The organism is Methyloceanibacter sp. (genome assembly GCF_051306395.1).
Classification (GTDB): domain Bacteria; phylum Pseudomonadota; class Alphaproteobacteria; order Rhizobiales; family Methyloligellaceae; genus Methyloceanibacter.
In genome coordinates this window covers 1-21,072 of the sequence record NZ_JBPPND010000017.1, presented here as the reverse complement: position 1 = coordinate 21,072, position 21,072 = coordinate 1, and the positions used below count along the sequence as shown (strand labels likewise).

The 21,072-nt window shown below is 64.3% G+C and carries 21 protein-coding genes and 1 pseudogene; 16 read left to right on the top strand and 6 right to left on the bottom strand.

The window, feature by feature from the left end:
- The first annotated feature begins 135 nt into the window (after positions 1-135).
- Together ACSLE4_RS01330 and ACSLE4_RS01325 are read left to right on the top strand one after the other, a co-directional pair.
- On the top strand, positions 136-1,518 hold the full coding sequence (locus tag ACSLE4_RS01330; protein ID WP_435902689.1) for a glutamate--cysteine ligase: 1,383 nt from the start codon (positions 136-138) through the stop codon (positions 1,516-1,518).
- Between the two features lie 19 nt (positions 1,519-1,537).
- Complete coding sequence (locus tag ACSLE4_RS01325; protein WP_435902688.1) at positions 1,538-1,675, top strand: hypothetical protein; 138 nt, start codon at positions 1,538-1,540, stop codon at positions 1,673-1,675.
- Between the two features lie 76 nt (positions 1,676-1,751).
- Here the strand turns inward: ACSLE4_RS01325 and ACSLE4_RS01320 are convergent, their stop codons facing one another.
- The 3 genes from ACSLE4_RS01320 to ACSLE4_RS01310 form a co-directional block, all read right to left on the bottom strand.
- The gene (locus ACSLE4_RS01320; RefSeq protein ID WP_435902687.1) at positions 1,752-2,606 is read right to left on the bottom strand and encodes a DUF3108 domain-containing protein; all 855 of its coding nucleotides are present in this window, start codon (positions 2,604-2,606) and stop codon (positions 1,752-1,754) included.
- 59 nt (positions 2,607-2,665) lie between these two features.
- Positions 2,666-3,760 carry an alkene reductase gene (locus ACSLE4_RS01315; RefSeq protein ID WP_435902686.1) on the bottom strand — a complete coding sequence of 365 codons (1,095 nt, stop codon included), beginning with the start codon at positions 3,758-3,760 and terminating at the stop codon, positions 2,666-2,668.
- 332 nt (positions 3,761-4,092) lie between these two features.
- Positions 4,093-4,677 (bottom strand): invasion associated locus B family protein, encoded by a 585-nt coding sequence (locus tag ACSLE4_RS01310; RefSeq protein ID WP_435902685.1) that lies wholly within the window; start codon positions 4,675-4,677, stop codon positions 4,093-4,095.
- Positions 4,678-5,152: 475 nt separating this feature from the next.
- On the opposite strand from ACSLE4_RS01310, the gene coxB reads away from it, so the two are divergent.
- From coxB to ACSLE4_RS01250, 12 genes are all read left to right on the top strand, one after another.
- A complete protein-coding gene (coxB, locus tag ACSLE4_RS01305; RefSeq protein WP_435902684.1) occupies positions 5,153-5,977 on the top strand; it encodes a cytochrome c oxidase subunit II in 825 nt (274 codons plus the stop codon).
- Between the two features lie 77 nt (positions 5,978-6,054).
- Positions 6,055-7,665, top strand: a complete 1,611-nt coding sequence (gene ctaD, locus ACSLE4_RS01300) for a cytochrome c oxidase subunit I (protein WP_435902683.1) — start codon at positions 6,055-6,057, stop codon at positions 7,663-7,665.
- Positions 7,666-7,705: 40 nt separating this feature from the next.
- Entirely contained in the window at positions 7,706-8,662 is a 957-nt protein-coding gene (locus ACSLE4_RS01295) for a heme o synthase (protein ID WP_435902682.1), read from the top strand.
- Complete coding sequence (locus ACSLE4_RS01290; RefSeq protein WP_193427057.1) at positions 8,662-8,805, top strand: hypothetical protein; 144 nt, start codon at positions 8,662-8,664, stop codon at positions 8,803-8,805. The genes ACSLE4_RS01295 and ACSLE4_RS01290 overlap by 1 nt, the downstream gene beginning before the upstream one ends.
- 9 nt (positions 8,806-8,814) lie before the next feature.
- The gene (locus ACSLE4_RS01285; protein ID WP_435902681.1) at positions 8,815-9,411 is read left to right on the top strand and encodes a cytochrome c oxidase assembly protein; all 597 of its coding nucleotides are present in this window, start codon (positions 8,815-8,817) and stop codon (positions 9,409-9,411) included.
- Positions 9,412-9,470: 59 nt separating this feature from the next.
- Complete coding sequence (locus tag ACSLE4_RS01280; RefSeq protein WP_435902680.1) at positions 9,471-10,358, top strand: cytochrome c oxidase subunit 3; 888 nt, start codon at positions 9,471-9,473, stop codon at positions 10,356-10,358.
- Positions 10,359-10,431: 73 nt separating this feature from the next.
- Complete coding sequence (locus ACSLE4_RS01275; RefSeq protein ID WP_435902679.1) at positions 10,432-10,830, top strand: DUF983 domain-containing protein; 399 nt, start codon at positions 10,432-10,434, stop codon at positions 10,828-10,830.
- A 7-nt stretch (positions 10,831-10,837) separates the two neighbouring features.
- Positions 10,838-11,566: an SURF1 family protein gene (locus ACSLE4_RS01270; RefSeq protein WP_435902678.1), complete on the top strand. Its 729-nt coding sequence runs from the start codon at positions 10,838-10,840 to the stop codon at positions 11,564-11,566.
- 87 nt (positions 11,567-11,653) lie between these two features.
- Complete coding sequence (gene thrC, locus ACSLE4_RS01265; protein WP_435902677.1) at positions 11,654-13,072, top strand: threonine synthase; 1,419 nt, start codon at positions 11,654-11,656, stop codon at positions 13,070-13,072.
- The gene (locus tag ACSLE4_RS01260; protein WP_435902676.1) at positions 13,069-14,349 is read left to right on the top strand and encodes a M16 family metallopeptidase; all 1,281 of its coding nucleotides are present in this window, start codon (positions 13,069-13,071) and stop codon (positions 14,347-14,349) included. Before thrC ends, ACSLE4_RS01260 begins: the two co-directional genes overlap by 4 nt.
- Positions 14,350-14,364: 15 nt before the next feature.
- Positions 14,365-14,952, top strand: coding sequence for a GNAT family N-acetyltransferase (locus tag ACSLE4_RS01255; RefSeq protein WP_435902675.1), 588 nt, complete (start codon positions 14,365-14,367; stop codon positions 14,950-14,952).
- A gap of 22 nt (positions 14,953-14,974) precedes the next feature.
- On the top strand, positions 14,975-18,031 hold the full coding sequence (locus ACSLE4_RS01250; RefSeq protein WP_435902674.1) for an EAL domain-containing protein: 3,057 nt from the start codon (positions 14,975-14,977) through the stop codon (positions 18,029-18,031).
- On the opposite strand, the gene ACSLE4_RS01245 is transcribed toward ACSLE4_RS01250, so the two are convergent.
- The gene (locus ACSLE4_RS01245; RefSeq protein WP_435902673.1) at positions 18,028-18,633 is read right to left on the bottom strand and encodes a YqgE/AlgH family protein; all 606 of its coding nucleotides are present in this window, start codon (positions 18,631-18,633) and stop codon (positions 18,028-18,030) included. The genes ACSLE4_RS01250 and ACSLE4_RS01245 overlap by 4 nt on opposite strands.
- A 155-nt stretch (positions 18,634-18,788) precedes the next feature.
- Here ACSLE4_RS01245 and ACSLE4_RS01240 point away from each other — a divergent pair, with 155 nt between their 5' ends.
- Complete coding sequence (locus ACSLE4_RS01240) at positions 18,789-19,691, top strand: protein-disulfide reductase DsbD domain-containing protein (protein WP_435902672.1); 903 nt, start codon at positions 18,789-18,791, stop codon at positions 19,689-19,691.
- Positions 19,692-19,803: 112 nt separating this feature from the next.
- Entirely contained in the window at positions 19,804-20,289 is a 486-nt protein-coding gene (locus tag ACSLE4_RS01235; RefSeq protein ID WP_435902671.1) for a peroxiredoxin, read from the top strand.
- On the opposite strand, the gene rnhA is transcribed toward ACSLE4_RS01235, so the two are convergent.
- A complete protein-coding gene (gene rnhA / locus ACSLE4_RS01230) occupies positions 20,286-20,747 on the bottom strand; it encodes a ribonuclease HI (protein ID WP_435902670.1) in 462 nt (153 codons plus the stop codon). The genes ACSLE4_RS01235 and rnhA overlap by 4 nt on opposite strands.
- 2 nt (positions 20,748-20,749) lie before the next feature.
- Positions 20,750-21,072, bottom strand: a pseudogene (locus tag ACSLE4_RS01225) (homoserine kinase); the annotation flags it as partial.

Below are 21,072 nucleotides of genomic sequence, written 5' to 3'. Positions count from 1 at the left end.
GGGCGGGGTCAGGCTTTCGTGATTGTGCGGAACTGCCCCTTGCCGCGCCTTACGCCCGGCGCAATATAGAGTTCCCCTGTATCCCCGGGACGCCAGCCCCCTCAAGCCACGTCCTCCAAGCGGAGTTCCCCTCGAATGTCGACACGTGTGAATGGGCCGAAGAGCCCCGTCATCGAGTCGCGGGATGAGCTCGTTGCCTATCTGGAGGCCGGGTCGAAGCCGGAAAGCGAATGGCGCATCGGCACCGAGCACGAGAAGTTCGGCTTCAACGTCAAGGACAACTCGCCCGTGCCTTATGGGGGCGAGCACGGCATCCAGGCGCTGCTCGAGATGCACCACAATTGCTATTGCTGGGACGCGGTGCGCGAGGACGGCAACATCATCGCCCTGTCCTGCACCGATTGCCCCATCGGCGGGTCCATCAGCCTCGAGCCGGGGGGGCAGCTCGAGCTCTCCGGCGCGCCGCTCAAGACCATCCATGAGACTGAGAAAGAACTCCGCCAGCATCTGTCCCAAGTGGGCGGCGTGGCGCGGCAACTCGGTATCGGCTTCATCGGGCTCGGCTTCTCGCCGAAATGGACGCTTCAGGAACTGCCGCTCATGCCGAAGGAGCGCTACCGCATCATGAAGCGCTACATGCCGACACGAGGCACGCGCGGCCTCGACATGATGTTCCGTACCGCGACCGTGCAGGTGAACATGGATTTCGGCAGCGAAGCGGACATGATCAAGAAGCTTAGGGTGGGGCTTGCGCTTCAGCCCGTGGTCACGGCGCTGTTCGCCAACTCGCCTTTCACCGAAGGCAAGCCTAACGGCTTCCAGTCCTACCGCGCCGAAGTGTGGCGCGACACCGATCCGGACCGCACCGGCATGCTGCCCTTCGCCTTCGAGGACGGCATGGGGTTCGAGCGCTATGTGGATTACGCGCTCGATGTGCCCATGTATTTCGTCTACCGCGACGGCCGCTATATCGACGTGGCCGGCGCCTCCTTCCGCGACTTTCTCACAGGCTCGCTCGAAGCGTTGCCGGGCATGAAGCCCACCATGGAGGATTGGGCGGATCACCTCACCACGCTCTTCCCCGAGGTGCGTCTCAAGAAGTTCCTGGAGATGCGCGGCGCCGACGCCGGCCCCTTCGATTTCCTGATGGCCCTGCCGGCGCTCTGGGCCGGGCTCCTTTACGACAAGACCTCGCTCGATGCCGCCGCCGGCCTCATCGCCGGCTGGACGGTCGAGGAGCGACAGACCATGCGCGACCAGGTTCCGCGGCTCGGACTCAAGACGCCGTTCCGCGGACGCACCTTGCGCGAGATCGCCCGCGAGATGCTGGCGCTGGCCGAAGGCGGCTTGCTGCGCCGCGCCCGCCTCAACGCGGACGGCGAAGACGAGACGGGGGCGCTCAAAGCCTTGATGGAGGTGGTCGAGACCGGACGCACGCAGTCCGACCGCCTGCTCGCCGCCTATGAGGGGCCGTGGGGGGGCGATATCGATCGACTGTTCGAGGCCGAAGCGCTGTAGCGCCTAGATCGGAGACGGTATGGGTCTTCTCTTCCCAGTTATTCTCGGCTCCGTGCGCCGCGACCGCCAGGGCATCAAGGCGGCGCGCTACATTATCGACAAGCTCGCAGCCCGCGGACACGAGCCCGTGCAAGGCGGCCGCCCGGTTCATCGATGAGTTCATGTGGTACGCGAAGGCCCTCAAGGCTCAACGAGACGCCGAAGGCACGCCCTATTGAGCGGCTTAAACGCTCTCAAGGTGCCGCGGCGCGTTGGGACGCGCCAACAGCCACTTTCATGCCCGTGAGCGTCACCGTGCCGGTGCCCCAGGCGGTCGGCACCAGGACCTTGTAGGGGACGTAGAATTCCGTTCCCGGGACGGACACAAGCCAGGCTTCGACCGCGTCCGTTTTCTTCATGAACTGTACGCCGGGATGATCGGGCCGGTAGCCGCCGATCGGCTCGTAGCGCACCCGGCACACGGCGACGCGCTCGGAAAGTCCCTTCGGGGCACTTCGGCCAAGCGTCTCGGTCCGCTTCGGCGTGAGCGCGATATCGAAACGCTGCCTGCCGTCGAACACCTTGATCGTCTGCCCGCAGACCTTCAGGTCGCCGGGCGGGGCGTCGGAGCGCACCGAGAGGAAGGCTGCGGTCAGCGGATCGAGGACACCCTTCAACTGTTCCGCGGTGACGGGAAGGTCGCGCGGGTTCGGCTTCTTGCTCGGAACGATCTTGACGTCGCTCACGGACCCGCGGGCGAAGCTCATGCGGAGCTGCTGGCTCTTCTTGCTGTCTTCGTATGACAGGGTGTAGCGCGCCGGTTGCGGGCTTTCTTCCGTGAACCTGCCGTTGCTCGTGGTCTTGCCGGTCGCCTTGTAGAGCAGGCCGGCGAGCAATGAGAAGCGCCCGTCGGCCGCCATCTTGTAGGCGCTCGCCGAAAATGCCGCCGTCACCGTGAATTCGCCGAGATTGATACCGGCGAGACCGGCGTCATAGGTCGCGACGATCCGGCCGGGAGCCGGCACCGCCTCGCCGGCGCTTGGGGAGGGCGCCAGGCCCGCAGCAAGCACCAGGCAGGCGATTATGGCGCCGGTGCGCCTCGCTCCCATCGCTCATCCCTCCGATCGCAGCCTCAGAGTGTACCCCACAGGAAGTCCAAATTGGGGCCTCAAGCGGCGACTTCCTCCAGGCGGGGATAGTCGGTGTAGCCGTGCGCGTCGCCGCCATAGAACGTGTCTTGGTCTGGCTCGTTGAGCGGCGTGTCCTTCTCCAGCCGCTCCACGAGGTCCGGGTTGGCGAGGAACAATCTCCCGAACGCCACCAGATCCACCTCGCCGGAGTCGACGGCTTCGATCGCCCGTTCGCGGTCATAGCCGTTATTCGCCATATAGGCGCCCGAGAAGCCCGCCCGCAGCTTCGCGATGTCCGCGCCCGGAGGCAGGTCGCGCGACTGCCCCATCTCGCCCTCGACGAGATGGACATAGCCCAGTCCGGCGTCGTTGGCGCGGGCGATGGCCGCTGTGAACGTCTCCATCGGGTCGCTATCCGACATGTCATTGAACTTGGAGAACGGGCTGAAGCGCACGCCAACCCGCTTCGCTGGGTAGACCTTCGTGACGGTCTCCAAAACTTCGGCGAGAAGGCGCGTACGGTTCTCCGCGCTGCCGCCATAGGCGTCGGTCCGCTTATTGGTGCCGTCGCGAAGGAACTGGTCGATCAGATAGCCGTTGGCCGCGTGAACTTCGACACCGTCGAAGCCGGCCGTGCGCGCATTCTCGGCCGCCTTGCGGTAGTCCTCGATTAACCCCGGAATTTCCTCAAGCTCGAGCGCACGCGGTTCGGAGACTTCGGCAAAGCCCGTTGCGATGAAGGTCTGAGCCTCGGCTGCGACCGGTGAGGGCGCGACCGGCTGCTTCCCGTCCGGCTGAAGCGACACGTGGGAGATGCGCCCCACATGCCAGAGCTGGAGGAAGATACGTCCACCCTTGGCGTGAACCGCATCGGTGACCTTGCGCCAGCCCGCGACCTGCTCGGTGCTGTAGATGCCCGGCGTCTGGATATAGCCCTTGCCTTCCGGCGTGATCTGCGTGGCCTCGGTGATGATCAGGCCGGCCGACGCGCGCTGCTCGTAATAGGTGGCGTTCAGCGCATGCGGAACGTCGCCGTCGGGCTTCGCACGGTTGCGCGTCAGCGGCGCCATGACGACCCTGTTGGGCAGGGTCAGGTCACCGAGGCTGAGGGGCGTGAAAAGCTTGGCTTGCATACTGCGGGTCTCCATCTGTGTGCTGGCAAGAGGGTCCAAAGATCGGAGCCCCGGGTCGCCGCTTGACGTGGCGATGCCGTTCTCGGCAATCAACCGGAGTGCGTCACTTATCCTTGTATGTCGTTTTGGGCCGGCCCGGTCGTCGCTTCAGTTTACGGTACCGGAGCGGCAAACTTGAAAGCCTGGTCCGGCAAGCCATATACTTACCAAGTCACGTCCTTTCCGACCCTGCACGGAAGGGCGTTGTCCGTCCCCCAAGACGGATGAATCGGCGGCAGATCTCTCCTTTTCTGCCGCCGATTTTTTTGTGTCTGAGGTCGGGAGAAAGGCCGCTATTTCAGGCTGGCGAAGGCGTCGGTAAAGCCCTGGAGCGAGACAGGAATGCCGATGCCGGCTTCGGGCGTATCGAAAATGATGAACATCGCATTCGTGCCCTTCTTCAGCTTGGCGATCACCTCGTCCTGAAGCACCACCTCGGCCACGCAGCCGCGCTTGCCGCATTTGAGGAAAGGGGCGTTGCCCACGTCCTGATCGTCGATCTTGAGGCCGAGCCCGGTAGGCAGCAGCACGCCGAGCGGCACGACAACCCGCAACAGCTTCTTCTTCTCGCCAATTGCCTCATAGAAAACGACCGTCAGCCCCACATTAGGCCGGTCTTCGGCGGTCACGCTTTGCACCAGCGCGCACTTTTCTTCCTTGGCGCCCGGCGGCGTGCGGCAGCTCACCTGCCACGCCCCGTGGGTCTCCCGCACGACGCTGCCTGGTCCGGTGGCGCCGGGGGAGGCGTCCGGCGCCGCGCCTTGCGCACTCACTTGGCTGCCGAGCCCGAGCAGAAACGCCAGCATCAGGCCGAGCATCGCGAGCGTGCGGCGCTTTGGGCCTAGTGAATCGAATCTGGGCGTGAGGGCCATGGGCATCAGAAGGACCGGCAACTTTCGCGTTTGCAAGTGCGGATACGAGTCCGCAGTACTAGATCGCGGCCCGGGTCCTTGTGAAGCGGCGATGTGCGGCATGGAAAACGGCCATCGCCGAGTAATGGGGCCAAATTTCGGCGGTATCTTCTGACGGAAATCTGCCACGGTCTGGAAGCGCCGTGGTAAGGGCTTGAAACTCAACGTCAAGCGTGCATTTGCCGCACGGGCAAACTGAATCATGAGTGTTGCCAATCTATATCCTTTATGATTTTAAAAACACAAAAGAACCTCCGGCTACAACGCTGATGCGGGCTGGAAGAAAGAATGGACCAGCGGGGGCGACGCCTAAATTCTGCGCCTATAGTATTTGCGCCGCCCTTGCGAGAAGCGGTGTGGGCGAGGTTGCCCATACCCAATTATAATCGCGCCGCCCCTCACGTCTGGAGGGACGGCCGGGAGCAGGCTTAGGAGTGAAGGGATGGCGATCTTCCATCGTGGATTGACGGTTCTTGCTGCGCTTGTCGGCCTCACCGCAAGCGGTTCTGCCTTCGCCGGCATGGGGCAGCCATCCCCATGGCAGTTGGGCTTCCAAGGCGCGGCGACGCCCGTCATGGAGCAGATCAACGACTTCCACACCTACGTCACCATCATCATCACCATCATCGCGCTCTTCGTTCTGGCGCTGATGATCTACGTGATGGTGCGCTTCAACGAGCGCCGCAATCCCGATCCGTCCCGGACCTCGCACAACACCCCGCTTGAGGTCGCCTGGACGGTGATCCCGATTCTCATTCTCGTCGCCATCGCCATTCCGTCGTTCCGGCTGCTGTTCGCCCAGTACGACTTTCCGAAGCCCGACGTGACCATCACCGCGACCGGCAGCCAGTGGTACTGGAGCTACGAGTACCCGGATGAGGGCATCCGCTTCGATTCGATCATGGTGCCCGAGGCCAATCTAAAGCCCGGCCAGCCCCGTCTCCTCAGCGTGGACCGTGAAGTGGTCGTGCCCGTCGGCGCCAACGTTGTCGTCGGCCTGAAATCCAACGATGTGATTCACGACTGGGCCGTACCGTCCTTTGGCGTCAAGCTCGACGCCGTGCCGGGGCGCCTTCAGCAGACATGGTTCCGCGCCGAGAAGGAAGGCTGGTACTACGGCCAGTGCTCGGAGTTGTGCGGCCGCAATCACGCCTTCATGCCGATTGCCGTTCGCGTCGTCTCGCAAGACGAGTACGATGCCTGGATCGCCGAGAATAAGACGGCCGCAATCGATACGGAAGGCAAGGTGGCAGCCGCGCAAGACTAAGCGGCGGCCCATTAACCGACACGCGGTCTAAGACGACCGAGAGCGCAAGAAGACAAGGACGATAAGGGAAGACAGTCATGGCTCACAACGCCCAGGCAGAAGCCGCTCATCACGATCACGACGATCATCCATATGGCGTGGGTCGTTGGCTGTTCTCCACCAACCACAAGGACATCGGCACGATGTACCTTGTCTTGGCGATCATCGGGGGCATCGTCGGCGGTCTGCTGTCGATGGGCATGCGTGCCGAGCTCATGGAGCCGGGCATGCAGATCTTCGGCAATCCCGAGCTGTTCAACGTTTTCGTCACTGCGCACGGCCTCATCATGGTGTTTTTCATGGTGATGCCGGCAACCATGGGCGGCTTCGGCAACTGGATGATGCCGCTGATGATCGGCGCGCCCGACATGGCCTTCCCGCGCATGAACAACATCTCGTTCTGGCTGCTGGCGATGGCATTCGTGCTGCTTGTCCTTTCGCTGTTCATGCCCGGTGCTCCGGGGTCGACCGGTGTCGGCGGCGGGTGGACGATCTACGCGCCTCTAAGCACTTCGGGGACACCCGGCATCGCCATGGACTTCGCCATTCTGGCGGTCCATCTGGCCGGTGCCTCCTCGATCCTCGGCGCCATCAACTTCATTACGACCATCTTCAATATGCGTGCGCCGGGGATGACCCTGCACAAGATGCCGCTCTTCGTGTGGTCGGTCCTGGTGACCGCCTTCCTGCTGCTGCTGTCGCTGCCGGTGCTGGCCGGCGCCATCACCATGCTGCTGACCGACCGCAACTTCGGCACGGCGTTCTTCGACTCCGCTCATGGCGGCGATCCGCTGCTGTGGCAGCATCTGTTCTGGTTCTTCGGCCACCCGGAAGTGTACATCCTCATTCTCCCGGGCTTCGGCATCGTCAGCCAGATCGTCGCGACCTTCTCCCGCAAGCCGGTATTCGGCTATCTCGGCATGGCGTACGCCATGGTCGCCATCGGCGTGATCGGCTTCGTCGTTTGGGCACACCATATGTACGCGGCGGGCATCGACGTGAACACGCAAGCCTATTTCGTGTTTGCCACAATGGTCATTGCCGTGCCCACGGGCGTGAAGATCTTCTCGTGGATCGCGACCATGTGGGGCGGCTCGTTGTCGTTCAAGGCGCCGATGCTCTGGGCGCTCGGCTTCATCTTCCTGTTCACCATCGGCGGCGTCACCGGCGTGGTGCTGTCGAATGCCGGCGTCGACCGCTCGTTTCACGACACCTATTACGTGGTGGCGCATTTCCACTACGTGTTGTCGCTCGGTGCGGTCTTCTCGCTCTTCGCCGGCTGGTATTACTGGTCGCCGAAGATGACCGGATACATGTACTCCGAGACGATTGGGAAGCTCCACTTCTGGCTGATGTTCGTCGGTGCGAATCTCGCCTTCTTCCCGCAGCACTTCCTTGGTGCCGCCGGCATGCCGCGCCGTTACGCGGACTATCCGGATGCCTATGCGGGCTGGAACTTTGTCTCCTCGATTGGCGCCTGTATCGCCTTCGCGGGCTTCCTGGTGTTCCTCTACGGAATTTTCGCTCAGTTCGCGCGCAAGCAGAAGGCCGCGGACAATCCTTGGGGGCCGGGCGCCACGACGCTCGAATGGACGCTGCCTTCGCCGCCGCCGTTCCACACCTTCAATACGCTGCCGCGCATCAAGTGAGCGTGGTGCCGAATCGAGAGGCGCTTGAGTGAGTAGTTCGATGTCCGACGCCACTATCCAATCGATTCTAGGCAAGCTCGACGTCGCCCCCGGGGGCGACGTCGCCGATTATGCCGCGCTTCTCAAGCCGCGGGTCATGTTTCTCGTGGTGTTCACGGCGCTGGTCGGTCTGGTCGTGGCACCCGGCACCATGCATCCGGTGCTGGCCATTGCCGCGCTCGCCTGCATCGCGGTGGGCGCGGGCGCGGCTGGTGCCCTCAACATGTGGTACGACGCCGATATCGATGCGCGCATGGCCCGCACGGCGTCCCGGCCGCTGCCCAAAGGCGCGGTCGCGCCCGACGAGGCGCTCGCTTTCGGCACTGTGCTCGCCATTGGTTCGGTTCTTTGCCTCGGCTTGATGGCGAACTGGGTCGCCGCCGGGCTCCTGGCGCTCACCATCGGCTTCTATGTGTTCGTCTACACCATGTGGCTCAAGCGCTGGACGCCGCAGAACATCGTTATCGGTGGCGCCGCAGGCGCCGTTCCACCCATGATCGGCTGGGCCGCGGCCACCGGGACGGTGAGCCTCGAGTCCTTCGTGATGTTTTTGATCATCTTCATCTGGACGCCGCCGCATTTCTGGGCCCTGGCCCTGGTCCGCAGCAAGGACTACGAGCGCGCGGGCGTACCGATGCTGCCCGTGACCCACGGCCCGGACGAGACCAGGCGTCAAATTCTGATCTACAGCCTCATCCTGGCGCCGCTCGGCATGGTGCCGGCGGTGATGGGCTTCGGCGGCATGCTCTACACGGTCATCGCCTCGATCCTCGGCGCCTTCTTTGTCGTCTTCGCCGTCGATTGTTATCGCATCCGGGAAGGCGAGGAGGCCGATCGAGCGGCGAAGCACCTGTTCGCCTATTCGGTGCTTTACCTGTTTGTGCTCTTCGCCGCGCTTCTCGTGGAGCAAGGCTTCGGGCTCGAAGGCGGCGCGCTGCCGCTTACTTGGACATTGTGATGGAAGATGCGGATGACGAACGCAAACGCCGCCAACGCAAGCGATCTTTGGCCATCGCCTGGATCCTCGCAGGCCTCGTCGTGCTGTTCTTCATTGTCACCATTGTCAGGCTGGGCGGCAACGTCGCCGTGCGGCCGATCTGATTGAAGCGGATGAACGAGCAAGACACACAGACCCGCACACGCGACAAGAAGGGCCTCGTCGCTCTGTCGCTTGCCGCCCTCGTGGCGGGCATGGTCGGCTTGTCCTTTGCCGCCGTGCCGCTCTACCGCATGTTCTGCCAAGCCACGGGTTATGGCGGCGCGACCCAAAGAGCCGACGTTGAGTCGAAGGATATCCTCGACCGCATGGTGACTGTCCGGTTTGACGCCAACGTCAATCCGAACTTGCCGTGGAGCTTCGCTCCGGAACAGCGCACCATGCAGGTGCATATCGGCGAGAACGCGCTCGCCTTTTTCAAGGCGACCAACAATTCCGACAAGCCCGTGACCGGCACCGCCGGCTTCAACGTCGCCCCGCAGGCGGCCGGGCGTTACTTCACCAAGGTGCAGTGCTTCTGCTTCACCCAGCAGACGCTCGCCCCCGGACAAAGCATCGAGATGCCGGTGAGCTTCTTCGTCGATACCAAGTTCGTCGAGGACGAGAGCACCGAGAATATTCCTGAGATCACGCTGTCCTATACCTTCTACCGGAGCGACGATCCGTCGGACGTTGCTGCGGCGCCGGTGGACGGAGCCTCGGGATCGTAAGCTAAGTGGCGCGGAAGAGGCGCCGATGAGACAGATTGGGGAGGAAGGGGAACACCAAGATGGCCCAAGCCCACGCTAAACCGGAACACGACTACCATCTCGTCAATCCGAGCCCATGGCCGATCATCGGTTCGCTCGGCGCCTTCACGCTGGCCATTGGCGTCCTCATGTACTTCATGTCGAAGAAGGCTGGCGATCCCCAGCTTTGGTACATGCTGCCGGGTCTCGCGCTCGTCATCATCACCATGTTCGGCTGGTGGCGCGACGTCATCAACGAAGCTCATAGCGGTGATGAAACGCCGGTCGTGCAGCTCCATCTTCGCTACGGCATGATCCTGTTCATCGCCTCGGAGGTGATGTTCTTCGTGGCGTGGTTCTGGGCCTATTTCGACGTGGCCCTGTTCCCCGACGACGCGGTCACCTATGCACGCACACAGGTGCTTGGCGGCGAGTGGCCGCCGATCCCGAGTGATGAGACCGGCGTCGCGGGCCTCGGCTATTTCGGCAGCACCTTCAATCCGTGGGGCCTGCCGTGGGTGAACACGCTGATCCTGCTCACCTCGGGCACGACGGCGACCTGGGCGCACCACGCCATGCTGCACAACGACCGCAAGGGGCTCGCCTGGGCGCTTGCTATCACCGTCGTGCTCGGCATGATCTTCACCGCTTTGCAGGCCTACGAGTACATGCACGCGGGCTTCGGTTTCGCCAACCACATCTACGGCTCGACCTTCTTCATGGCCACCGGCTTCCACGGCTTCCATGTGATCGTCGGCACGATCTTCTTGCTCGTGTGTCTGTTCCGCGCACTGCAAGGCCACTTCACGCCGAAGCAGCATTTCGGCTTCGAGGCCGCGGCCTGGTACTGGCATTTCGTCGACGTGGTGTGGCTGTTCCTGTTCACCTGCATCTATGTGTGGGGCGCAGGGGCTAACCCGGGACACTAACAACGGCGGCGCCGTCGTTGATGGGGGCGGTCAGTCGGCCGCCCCTTTTCATTTCAGCTGCTAGGATCGACGGATGAACGAGGAGAACACAGGGCAAGCACCCCACGTCCCGCTCGGCACGACCATCTGGGCCGGCCTCATAGGGCGCTGTCCCGCTTGCCACCAGGGCAAGCTGTATGACGGCTACCTTACGCTCGCGCCCCGTTGCGAGATCTGCGGCCTCGACTACGAGTTCGCCGATTCCGGCGACGGGCCCGCGGTCTTCGTCATCCTCATCACCGGCTTTATCGTCGTTGGCGCGGCGCTGCTGGTCGAAGTCTTCTACCAGCCGCCGTATTGGCTGCACGCCCTTGTCTGGGGCGCCCTGGCGCTCATTCTTCCGCTCCTCCTGCTTCGGTCCTTCAAGGGCGTGCTCATCGCCCTCCAGTTCAGGCACAAGGCCGAAGAGGGCAAGCTGGCCTCCGGCGAGTAGGCGCCCGATGCCGGCCAGCGCACTCATCAAGCTCACCGTCGCCACGCTCGTTGGCCTAGCCCTTCTGGTCGGTCTTGGGGCCTGGCAGCTCCAGCGCCTCGAATGGAAGGAGGGGCTGATCGCCCGGATCGAGGCGCGGACCGAGCGCAAGCCGGTAACTCTGGAGCGTGCGATCGAGCTGACCAAGGAACTCGGCAACCCGAGCTATCTTCCCGTGCGCGCCGAAGGCCGCTTTCACCACAAGCGCGAGCGCTATCTCTATTCCATCTCCCTCGAAGGCGAGCCGGGCTGGCACGTCATCACCCCGTTGCAGACCGTGGATGGGCATTTCGTCCTGGTCGACCGCGGCTTCGTGCCGGACAAGCTGCGCGATCCGAATACCCGCCCTAAAGGACAGGTCCAGGAGGTGGTGGCCGTGACCGGGCTGATCCGCACCCCGGAGGAGCCCGCTCTGTTCGTTCCCGACAACGATCCGCAAGCCAATCAATGGTTCAGCCGTGACCTTGCCGCCATGACGCGCTCCATGTTCCCCGGCGGCACGGTCCAGGTGGCCCCCTTTTTCTTGGAGGCGGCCGAGAGCGACGTTCCGGGCGGTTGGCCGAAAGGGGGGCAGACGAGGCTCAAACTCACCAACAGCCATCTGCAATACGCGCTCACCTGGTTCGGCCTGGCGCTCTGCCTGGCGGGCGTCTATGGCGTCTATGTCTGGGGTGCCTACCGCGGAAAGCAGCCTTAACGAGCCCGGCGAGCCTCTGTTGCGAGGCCGCTCTCTGGCGGCTAGGGTCAACCGAAAAGCCCCCTTTTTCCGGCGAGAGGCCCAATCTTGAAGTTCATTTCCACGCGCGGTGAGGCGCCGGCGCTCTCCTTCGAGGGTGCGCTTCTGGCGGCACTTGCCCCGGACGGCGGCCTGTTCATGCCAGAGGCCTGGCCGCGGCTCGCGCCGGATGAGATCGCCGCGCTCGCTGGCCTCGACTATGCCGATGCGGCGGATCGGATCATGCGCCCGTTTTTGGCGGGCGATCCCTGCCAGGACGATCTGGAGGCGGTGCTCTCGGACGCCTATGACGGCTTCCACCACCCCGCGGTCGCCCCGCTGCGCCAGCTCGGTCCCAACAGCTTCGTCCTCGAGCTGTTCCATGGGCCGACGCTCGCCTTCAAGGATCTCGCCATGCAGGTCGTGTCGCGGTTCATGGAGCGCGCGCTGCTGCGGAGGGGAGGCCACGCCACCGTGGTCGGCGCCACCTCCGGCGATACGGGCGCCGCGGCCATCGAGGCCTTCCGCGGCCTCAGTGCCATCGACGTGTTCATCCTCCACCCCAAGGGCCGTATCAGCGACGTGCAGCGCCGCCAGATGACCACCGCCACGGAGGCCAATGTCCACAACATCGCCGTGGAGGGGACCTTCGACGATTGCCAGGCCATGGTGAAGGCGCTGTTCGGCGACCGCGTGTTGAGCGGCCGGCTGGGCCTGACCGGCATCAACTCGATCAACTTCGCCCGCATCCTGGCTCAGATCGCCTACTACTTCACCTCCGCGGTGACCCTCGGCGCGCCCCACCGGCCGGTGGGGTTTACCGTGCCCACCGGAAATTTCGGTGATATTTTCGCAGGTTACGCGGCCCGGGCCATGGGCCTGCCGGTCCGGCGCCTCGTTATCGCCACGAACCTCAACGACAGTTTGCCTCGCGCTTTCGCGTCGGGGACGTATCAGCCGCAAGGCGTCATCGCTACCTCAAGCCCGAGCATGGATATCCAGCTTGCGAGCAATTTCGAGCGCCTGTTGTTCGAGCTTGCCGGCCGGGACGCGGCCCGCATCAGGGCCTTGATGGACGAGCTGCGGGCGACCGGCGCGTTCCAATTGAGCCAAGGGGAGCTCGGCCAGTTGCGCGATCTGTTCAGCGCCCATTCGGTCGGCGAGGACGAGACGGAGATGACCATTCGGGGGGTTTTCGAAGAGACGGGCATGCTGGTCGACCCGCACACCGCCGTCGGCATCGCCGCTTCTCAGCACGAGGAACTCGGCGCGACGCCCATGGTCGTTCTGTCCACGGCGCACCCGGCCAAGTTCCCCGACGCGGTGAAACGCGCTTGCGGCCGCCTGCCGGAGCAGCCGGAGCGGCTCAAGATGAAGCTCGGTCAGGACGAACGCTGCACCGTGCTGCCCGCCGAGTTCGCCGCCATCGCGGATTTCATCGTTAGCCACGGCCGCGCGGCACCCGCCGCCACGGAGGTCCAGGCGTGAGCGCGGAACGCTCGACCCTCAAGAATGGGCTCACCGTGGTCAGCCACACCATGCCCGAGGTCGAGACCGTGTCGCTTGGTATTTGGGTCGGCGCCGGCAGCCGCTCCGAAGGACAAGCCGAGCATGGGGTCGCGCATTTCCTGGAGCACATGGCCTTTAAGGGGACTGCGCGGCGCAGCGCCCGTGACATCGTCGAGGAGATCGAGGCGGTCGGCGGCGATATCAACGCCGCCACCTCCGTCGACTCCACCGGCTATTACGCACGCGTCATGCCCAAGGACGTGCCGCTCGCGCTCGACATTCTGAGCGACATCATCCTCGAGCCGCGCTTCGACAGCGACGAGCTCCATCGCGAGCGCGACGTCATTCTCCAAGAGATCGCCGCCAGCTTGGATTCGCCGGAGGACATCGTCTACGACTTCATCTCCGAGGCGGCCTTCCCCGACCAGCCCGTGGGCCGGCCCATTCTCGGCACCGCCGAGAGCGTGAGCCGGTTCGACCGCGCCCATCTCGGCGCCTATCTCGCCGCCCAATATCACGCACCCAACATGGTCCTGGCCGCGGCCGGCGCCGTGGATCACGCAGAGCTCCTTGCCGAGGCGGAGCGCTGGTTGTCGGCGCTGCCCGAGCAGGCATCCCCGCAGCCCCAAAGGGCGATCTATCTCGGCGGCACCAAGCAGTCCGACAAGCCTTTCGAACAGACCCAACTCATGCTCGCCCTCGAGGCGCCGCCTTATCATCACGCGGACTATTTCGCCGCCCAGACCCTAGCCGGCGCGCTCGGCGGCGGCATGTCCTCCAGGCTGTTCCAGGAGGTGCGCGAGCGGCGCGGCCTTTGTTATTCCGTCTATGCATTTTCGATGGGTCTCACAGACAGCGGGATGTTCATCATCCACGCCGCGGGCGCGCCCGAGAAGGCGGACGAGCTGTTCGCGGTGATCCGGAGCGAGCTGGAACAGGCGGCCGAGCGCGGCTTTGCGCAGGCCGAGGTCGACCGGGTGAAGGCGCAGCTCAAGATGGGGCTTCTGGCGGGACTCGAGAGTTCGAGCGGCCGCGCCGAGCAACTCGCCCGGCACGTTCTGTTTCATGGCCGCATCTTGTCCCCCCGCGAGCTGATCGAGCGGATCGAAAGGGTCGAGGTCGCCGACCTGCAAGCGATGCTTCAGAGGGTGCTTGTCTCGCCGCTTAGCCTTGCCACGGTGGGGCCCATCCTTAATGTTGCAAGATTCGAAGCCGTGGCCGGGAAATTTACCATTCCGGCGAGCAAAGCTGCCTGAAGAGGGTGCTGATCGATGGCCTTGCTGCGAGCTGCCTCCCCAAGTGATTTTGGGCCGGTCATCGAGTCCGGACGGGTCGTGTTGCGCACGCCGCAAATGTCGGACTATCCGGCGTGGGCCGAGCTCAGGGCATCGAGCCGCGACTTCCTCATGCCGTGGGAGCCGCTCTGGGCCCCGGACGAGCTGTCCCGTGCCTCGTTCCGCCGCCGCGTGCGCCATTACCTGCGCGACCTGCGCGAGGACGTGGGCTACGCGCTGTTTATCCACGACCTGGACAGCGATGCGCTGGTCGGCGGGCTTACCCTCTGCAACGTCCGCCGCGGCGTGACCCAGTCCTGTACGCTCGGCTATTGGGTGGGCACCGAATACGCCAATCAAGGTTACATGACGGCGGCCGTTCGGGCCGTCGTGCCGTTTGTGTTCGACTCGCTCGAGCTGCACCGGCTCGAGGCGGCGTGCCTACCGACGAACGCCGCGTCGATGCGGCTGTTGGAGAGAACAGGGTTCAAGCGCGAAGGTCTCGCGAGACGGTATTTGCGAATCAACGGCGCCTGGCAGGATCATCTGCTCTACGCGCTGCTTGATTCCGATCCGCGCGGTTAGGGCGGATCGGGACGGGGGAGAGATGGTGGCGAGAAACGCCTCAGCTTGCGCCAAGGGCGCTGCGTCCTGGCTGAAACGCCAGGGCGGGGCGTGCGCGGTTGCCTGGGCGCTGCTCCTTGTGGCGGTCACGCTATTGCCGGGGCTTGCCCATGCCATCGAGGCCATCCCCGTAGACCCGGCCGCGCCTGTGACCGACATCACTGTCAAGGGCGAGCTCTACGAGGGCCGCGGCGACCGGCTCCAAATCGAGACGGCGCCTGGCCCCGACGGCTATATCGGCCGCATGGCCGTGCAGGCCTCCACGCCCGGCACCAATCCGAACTGGCTGGTCTTCGCCCTATCGAACCCGACGGACGAGCGCATCGTGCGCTGGCTTGTGGCGCCGCGCTATACGCTCGCCAATTCCGGCGTGTTCCGTCCCGAGCTCGACGCACCGCGCATCACCGCGGTCACGCCGTCGCTCGGCTTCCGGCCTGAGCCGCTAAAAAGCGACCGCGCCGATATGTTCCGGCTCAATATCGAGCCTGGCCAGACCGTGACCTACGCGGCCGAGCTCGCCTCCACGAGGGTGCCGCGGCTCACGCTATGGAACTCCAACGCTTATCAAGCCAAGCAACAAGATCGCATGCTGTTCAACGGCGTGTTGCTCGGCATCACCGGCCTGCTCGCCATCTTCCTCACCGCGATCTTCGCCGCGAACCACCGGGCCATCTTCCCGGCCACCGCGCTCGTCGCCTGGGCGGCGCTCGTCTATTTTTGCGTGGACTTCGGATTCTGGAACAAGCTGTTCCCCGTCGGTCCCGACCGCACGGCCGTTTATCGCGCCGCCGCCGAAGCCGGCCTCGCCGCGAGCCTCGTGCTGTTCCTCTACACGTTCTTGCGCATCGGCCTGTGGCATGTGTGGATCAAGACCATGTTCTGGGGCTGGATCGCCGCCCAGTTCGCGCTGATTGTCGTCGCCATCATCGATCCGCAGACCGCCTCCGGCCTCGCGCGCGCCTCGACGCTGCTGCTCGCCGGCGTGGGCACCGTGCTCATCGCCTATTTCGCCTTGCGCGGTCAGGACCGCGCCATGTCGCTGATCCCGAGCTGGATGCTGCTGATCGTCTGGCTCTTGGGCGCATCGATGATCGTGCTCGGCAAGCTTTCCGGCGAAGTGGTCGTCTCCGGCCTGGTCGCGGGCCTCGTGCTGATTTTGGTGCTGCTCGGCTTCACCGTGACCCAGTTCGCCTTCCGCACCGGCGGCGGCGCCGTGAGCCTCGGCCCCCCCAGCCTCGTGCAGATGAAATCGCTCGCCGTCGACGGCTCGGGCACTCACGTCTTCCAGTGGCACGCGGGCCGCGATGTCATCACCGTCGGCAGCGACATCGAGAATGAGCTGGGGCTCGACCCGGGCGCGCTCAACGTCACGGTCGATGAATTCCTCCAGCATATGCACGCCTCGGATCGCGAGCGCTTCCGGCTCATGCTCTGGTCGCTTCAAGAGAGGCAGGGCGGAGACCTTCAGACCGACTTCCGCCTGCGCCGTCATGACGGCACCTATCTTTGGTACGACCTGCGGGCCCATGCGGCGCCAAACGAGAATGTGCGGTTGCTGCGCTGCGTCGGCCTGCTGCGCGATGTGACCGGACTTAAGCGCTCCCATGAGCGGCTGATGCACGATGCGGTGCATGACAGCCTCACCGGTCTCCCCAATCGCGAGCTGTTCATGGATCGCCTGCAAGGCGCCATCACCCGGGCGGCCGAAGGCCAATCCAACCGGCCCACGGTTCTGTTCATCGACATCGATCGCTTCAAGAACGTCAACAAGAGCTTCGGACTCGTCATCGGCGACTCGATGCTGCTGACGCTCGGCCGCCGCCTCGGTCGTCATCTCAATCCGCAAGACACGCTCGCGCGTCTTGGTGGCGATCAATTCGCCATTTTGCTGATCTCAGACAGCGATCCCCATCACGTCGCGACCTTGGCCGAGCGCGTGCGCCGGGCCTTGCGCACGCCGATGAAGATCAGCGCCAAGGAGATCATCCTCACCGCCTCGATCGGCATCGTCGTCCATGACGGGACGCATATGACGTCGCAGGACATGCTCCGTGACGGCGAGATCGCCATGTTGCGCGCCAAGCGCGGCGGGGCGGACCGCATCGAGATCTTCAATGCGGCCATGCGGACCGAGGACGAGAGCCATTTGCCGCTCGAGAGCGAGCTGCGTATGGCGCTCGACCGGCAGCAGATTACCGTCCTCTACCAGCCGATCACGCGGCTCGCTTCCAATCAGCTTGCAGGCTTCGAGGCGCTATTGCGCTGGGACCACCCGACCCGGGGGCGCCTTGCGGCGGACGACTTCATCCCGCTAGCCGAGGAGTCCGGGCTCATCGTCGATCTCGGTAGCTACGTGCTGAACCAGGCTCTGGAACAAGCCGCGAGCTGGCATCGGGTATTGCCGCGCGACCGCGACCCGCTCTTCGTCAGCGTGAACGTCTCGAGTCGCCAGCTCTTCCGCCAGGACATGGTGCAGGAGATCAGGCTCGTGCTCGCCCGGGAGTCCGTGCCCAAGGGCACGCTGAAGCTCGAGATCACAGAGTCGCTTGTGATGGAGAACCCGGAGCGCGCGGTCGAGATTCTCACTTGGCTCAAGACCTACGGTGCGAGTCTGGCCCTCGACGATTTCGGCACAGGCTATAGCTCGTTGAGCTATCTGCACCGCTTTCCCTTCGACGTTATCAAGGTGGACCGCTCGCTCGTGCGCGATAGCTCGCTCAACGGCCAGACGCCGCTCATCCTCCGCTCCGTCATTGCGCTTGCCCATGAGCTCGGCAAGGAGGTGGTCGCCGAAGGCGTCGAGACCCAAGCCGACGCGAGCTATTTGCGCTCGATCGGCTGCGAGTTCGGCCAGGGCTATTATTACGGTGAGCCCATGTCGGCAAAGGACGTCGCTGCGCTTCTCGCGGCGCTTGCCAGCCACCGCAAGCGGCGGCAGCGCGAACGCGCCCGTGCCGAACCGGATGCGCCGTCAGGTCTTGAGATCGAGTCGCAAAGCCAAGAGCCGCTGCCGGCGTTGCCGGGACCGAGCACCGCTTAAGCGTGGCCCGAATCGTTGACGAGACGGATCGGGTCGATTCCGATACTGCCGAGCGCTTTGTTGTATTTCCGGTCGACCTCCGGATCGAAGATCAGCTCCGGATCGGCGGGGCAGTTGAGCCAGCCATTGGACTGGATCTCGTCCTCCAGCTGTCCCGGCGCCCAGCCCGCATAGCCGAGCGCAAGCAGCGCCTTGTTCGGGCCACTGCCCTTGGCGATGTCCCTCAGGATGTCGATCGTCGCGGTGAGACAGACGCTCTCGTCGATGGGCAGCGTGCTCTCCGACTTGAAGTAGTCGGCGCTGTGCAGCACGAAGCCGCGGCCCGTCTCCACCGGCCCGCCGAGATGCACCGCCATGGCGCTCAAACCTGAAGAGATGGAGATACGGTCTTCCGTCGGCGCGATGTTCAGCTGCTCGAGGAGTTCGGTGAAGCTGATATTCGGCGCCCGCTGATTGATGATGATGCCCATGGCGCCCTCCGAGGAGTGCGCGCACAGATAAATCACCGAGCGGGAAAAGCGCGGATCGCCCATCGCCGGCATGGCGACCAGAAGCTGGCCATCCAGATAGCCTTCGTCCTCGGAATGGGATCCTGTTTGCATGCATCCATGCTACAGCAGTTCCAATGCGAGGGAAGAGGCAACGGCCAATTAAGGCAGGCCGTGCCATTCTCGCCGCAGGGCCTCACAAAACCGTGACGCTTGTTGACCCTGCACAGGCTCGCGCCGTGCCCTCGGCGCGGCTAGATTTGCGTCCAATGCTCAACCAATTCATGAACCAGCACGCCAAGGCCGAAAGACTCTTCGCTGCACGCCGCGCGGGTACGCTGCTCGCCGCGTTGGCATTTGGCGTGATTTGCGGCATTGGCTTCGGGTCCGCTGGCCTTGCCGCCTCCAAGGGGCAATCGGCTTGGTCCGACCAGACAAGCTCCAAGGCGCGTCTTGTCAGCGGCACGGTCGCCCGCAACGGCGGACCTGCGCTCTATGCCGGCGTTCAGCTTCGCATGGACCCGGGTTGGAAGACCTATTGGCGCAACCCGGGGGACTCCGGCGTGCCGCCCACCTTCGATTGGTCCGGCTCCACGAACGTCAAGAGCGCCGAGGTCCTCTATCCCGCGCCCCATCGCTTCGCCGACGCGAACGGCACGGCGATCGGCTACGACGGCGAGGTGGTGTTTCCGGTCAAGATCACGCCGGAGCAGGAAGGCGAGCCCGTCACATTGTCGCTGACCTTCGACTACGGCCTGTGCAAGGACCTTTGCATCCCGAATACGGCAGCGCTTCGGGCGGTGCTGCCGCCCGATCTCGGCAAGGCCGATGGGCGGCTCCTTGAGACGGCGCTGTCCCGCGTGCCGCGGGAGGCCAGTGCGGAGACGTTGCCCCGGATCGCGAATATCGCGGCCAAGTTCGACGGCGAGGCCCCGGGGCTGGAGATCGAGGCGCTGTTCCCCGAAGATGCCAAGGGTACCGATGTGTTCTTCGATAACCCGCACGTGCTTTTGCCCGTCCCGAAGGCGCTTGGACCGCTCAAAGACGGCAAGCAACGCTTCGCCGTTTCCTTCATGACCCCCGCGGAGGCCGAAGCCATCAAGGGCAAGCCTCTGACCCTCACGATTGTCTCGGACAAGGGCTCTGCCGAGACCACCTGGACGGCGGAGTAAATCTTCCTTCTCCAAAGGAGGAGGGGTCAACAGGCTCGCCGCCTTGGCCCGGTGCGTCCGAGCCGGTATGGTGCCCGCTAAATCCGCCATTCCCCATTCTAGGAGTAACCGCATGACCATCGCCAAAGGAGATAGCCTCCCCGACGCCACGTTCCGGGCCGTCGGGCCGGACGGCGTCGACAACATGAGCACCAAGGACGTGTTCGGCGGCAAGAAGGTCGTGCTGTTCGCCGTCCCAGGCGCGTTCACGCCGACCTGTCATTTGAAGCATCTGCCCGGCTTCATCGAGAATGCCGCCAAGTTCAAGGAGAAGGGCGTGGACGAGGTGATATGCGTCGCCGTCAACGATCCCTTCGTGCTGGACGCTTGGGGCGAGACATCCGGCGCCAAGGGCAAGGTCACGATCCTGTCCGACGGCAATGCCGAGTTCACCAAGAAGATCGGCATGGATTTCGACGGCGGCGGCATCGGCCTCGGCACGCGCTCCAAGCGCTACGCGATGGTCGTGGACGATGGGGTGGTCCAGGTGCTGCATACCGAAGAGTCGCCCGGCGTTGCCGAGGTCTCGACCGCTGAGGAGATCCTCAAAGAGCTCTAGGCCTTCCGGCGTCCACCGAGAAACGGCGCCATGCCTTCACGGGCGAGCTCGTCGGCGCGCTCGTTGTCGTCGTGGCCCACATGGCCCTTGATCCAGTGCCAGCGCACCGTGTGGCGCGCTTCGGCCTGCTCCAGCCGCTGCCACAGCTCCAAATTCTTCACCGGCTTCTTGTCGGCGGTGCGCCAGCCATTGCGCTTCCAGCCTTTGATCCAGCGGGTGATGCCGCCGCGCAGATAGTTCGAGTCCGTATAGAGATCGACGTCCGAGGCACCCTTGAGCGCCTCCAGCGCTTCGATTGCCGCGGTCAGCTCCATGCGGTTGTTGGTGGTGAGCGCCTCGCCGCCTTTGATCTCCTTGCGGTGCGCCCCCGACTCCAAAATCGCGCCCCAGCCGCCGGGGCCCGGATTGCCCGAGCACGCGCCGTCCGTATGAATCACCACCTTGGGACGCTCGGCCATGCTCAATGCGCCCCGAGGCCGTAATCGCGATAGGAGGTCACGCGTTGGTGGAACCGCAGCTTCCGCAAATACTCGCTCGGGTCTTTGGTCTTCACCAGCGCGCCCGCGTCCGTATTCAGAAGATCATAGGTGCGCGTGAGCAGAAAACGCAGCGCCGCGCCGCGCGCCAGCAAAGGCAGCGCATCGAGCTCCGACTCGGTCAGCGGCCGCTCGCGCTCATATGCCTGCAACATGGCCCGCGCCTTGGTGATGTTGAACGAGGTGTCCGGCTCGAAGCACCAGGCGTTGAGGCACACGGCCACGTCATAGGCCAGCATGTCGTTGC

Excerpts from the sequence above, each read along its gene's own strand:
- ACSLE4_RS01285 (WP_435902681.1), top strand. The coding sequence starts at position 8,815 with ATGAACGAGCAAGACACACAGACCCGCACACGCGACAAGAAGGGCCTC.
- ctaD (WP_435902683.1), top strand. The coding sequence starts at position 6,055 with ATGGCTCACAACGCCCAGGCAGAAGCCGCTCATCACGATCACGACGAT.
- ACSLE4_RS01315 (WP_435902686.1), bottom strand. The coding sequence starts at position 3,760 with ATGCAAGCCAAGCTTTTCACGCCCCTCAGCCTCGGTGACCTGACCCTG.
- ACSLE4_RS01250 (WP_435902674.1), top strand. The coding sequence starts at position 14,975 with ATGGTGGCGAGAAACGCCTCAGCTTGCGCCAAGGGCGCTGCGTCCTGG.
- ACSLE4_RS01295 (WP_435902682.1), top strand. The coding sequence starts at position 7,706 with ATGTCCGACGCCACTATCCAATCGATTCTAGGCAAGCTCGACGTCGCC.
- ACSLE4_RS01240 (WP_435902672.1), top strand. The coding sequence starts at position 18,789 with ATGCTCAACCAATTCATGAACCAGCACGCCAAGGCCGAAAGACTCTTC.
- ACSLE4_RS01255 (WP_435902675.1), top strand. The coding sequence starts at position 14,365 with ATGGCCTTGCTGCGAGCTGCCTCCCCAAGTGATTTTGGGCCGGTCATC.
- ACSLE4_RS01280 (WP_435902680.1), top strand. The coding sequence starts at position 9,471 with ATGGCCCAAGCCCACGCTAAACCGGAACACGACTACCATCTCGTCAAT.
- ACSLE4_RS01325 (WP_435902688.1), top strand. The coding sequence starts at position 1,538 with ATGGGTCTTCTCTTCCCAGTTATTCTCGGCTCCGTGCGCCGCGACCGC.
- ACSLE4_RS01245 (WP_435902673.1), bottom strand. The coding sequence starts at position 18,633 with ATGCAAACAGGATCCCATTCCGAGGACGAAGGCTATCTGGATGGCCAG.
- ACSLE4_RS01320 (WP_435902687.1), bottom strand. The coding sequence starts at position 2,606 with ATGGGAGCGAGGCGCACCGGCGCCATAATCGCCTGCCTGGTGCTTGCT.
- ACSLE4_RS01330 (WP_435902689.1), top strand. The coding sequence starts at position 136 with ATGTCGACACGTGTGAATGGGCCGAAGAGCCCCGTCATCGAGTCGCGG.
- ACSLE4_RS01275 (WP_435902679.1), top strand. The coding sequence starts at position 10,432 with ATGAACGAGGAGAACACAGGGCAAGCACCCCACGTCCCGCTCGGCACG.
- ACSLE4_RS01235 (WP_435902671.1), top strand. The coding sequence starts at position 19,804 with ATGACCATCGCCAAAGGAGATAGCCTCCCCGACGCCACGTTCCGGGCC.
- rnhA (WP_435902670.1), bottom strand. The coding sequence starts at position 20,747 with ATGGCCGAGCGTCCCAAGGTGGTGATTCATACGGACGGCGCGTGCTCG.
- ACSLE4_RS01290 (WP_193427057.1), top strand. The coding sequence starts at position 8,662 with ATGGAAGATGCGGATGACGAACGCAAACGCCGCCAACGCAAGCGATCT.
- coxB (WP_435902684.1), top strand. The coding sequence starts at position 5,153 with ATGGCGATCTTCCATCGTGGATTGACGGTTCTTGCTGCGCTTGTCGGC.
- ACSLE4_RS01270 (WP_435902678.1), top strand. The coding sequence starts at position 10,838 with ATGCCGGCCAGCGCACTCATCAAGCTCACCGTCGCCACGCTCGTTGGC.
- ACSLE4_RS01310 (WP_435902685.1), bottom strand. The coding sequence starts at position 4,677 with ATGCCCATGGCCCTCACGCCCAGATTCGATTCACTAGGCCCAAAGCGC.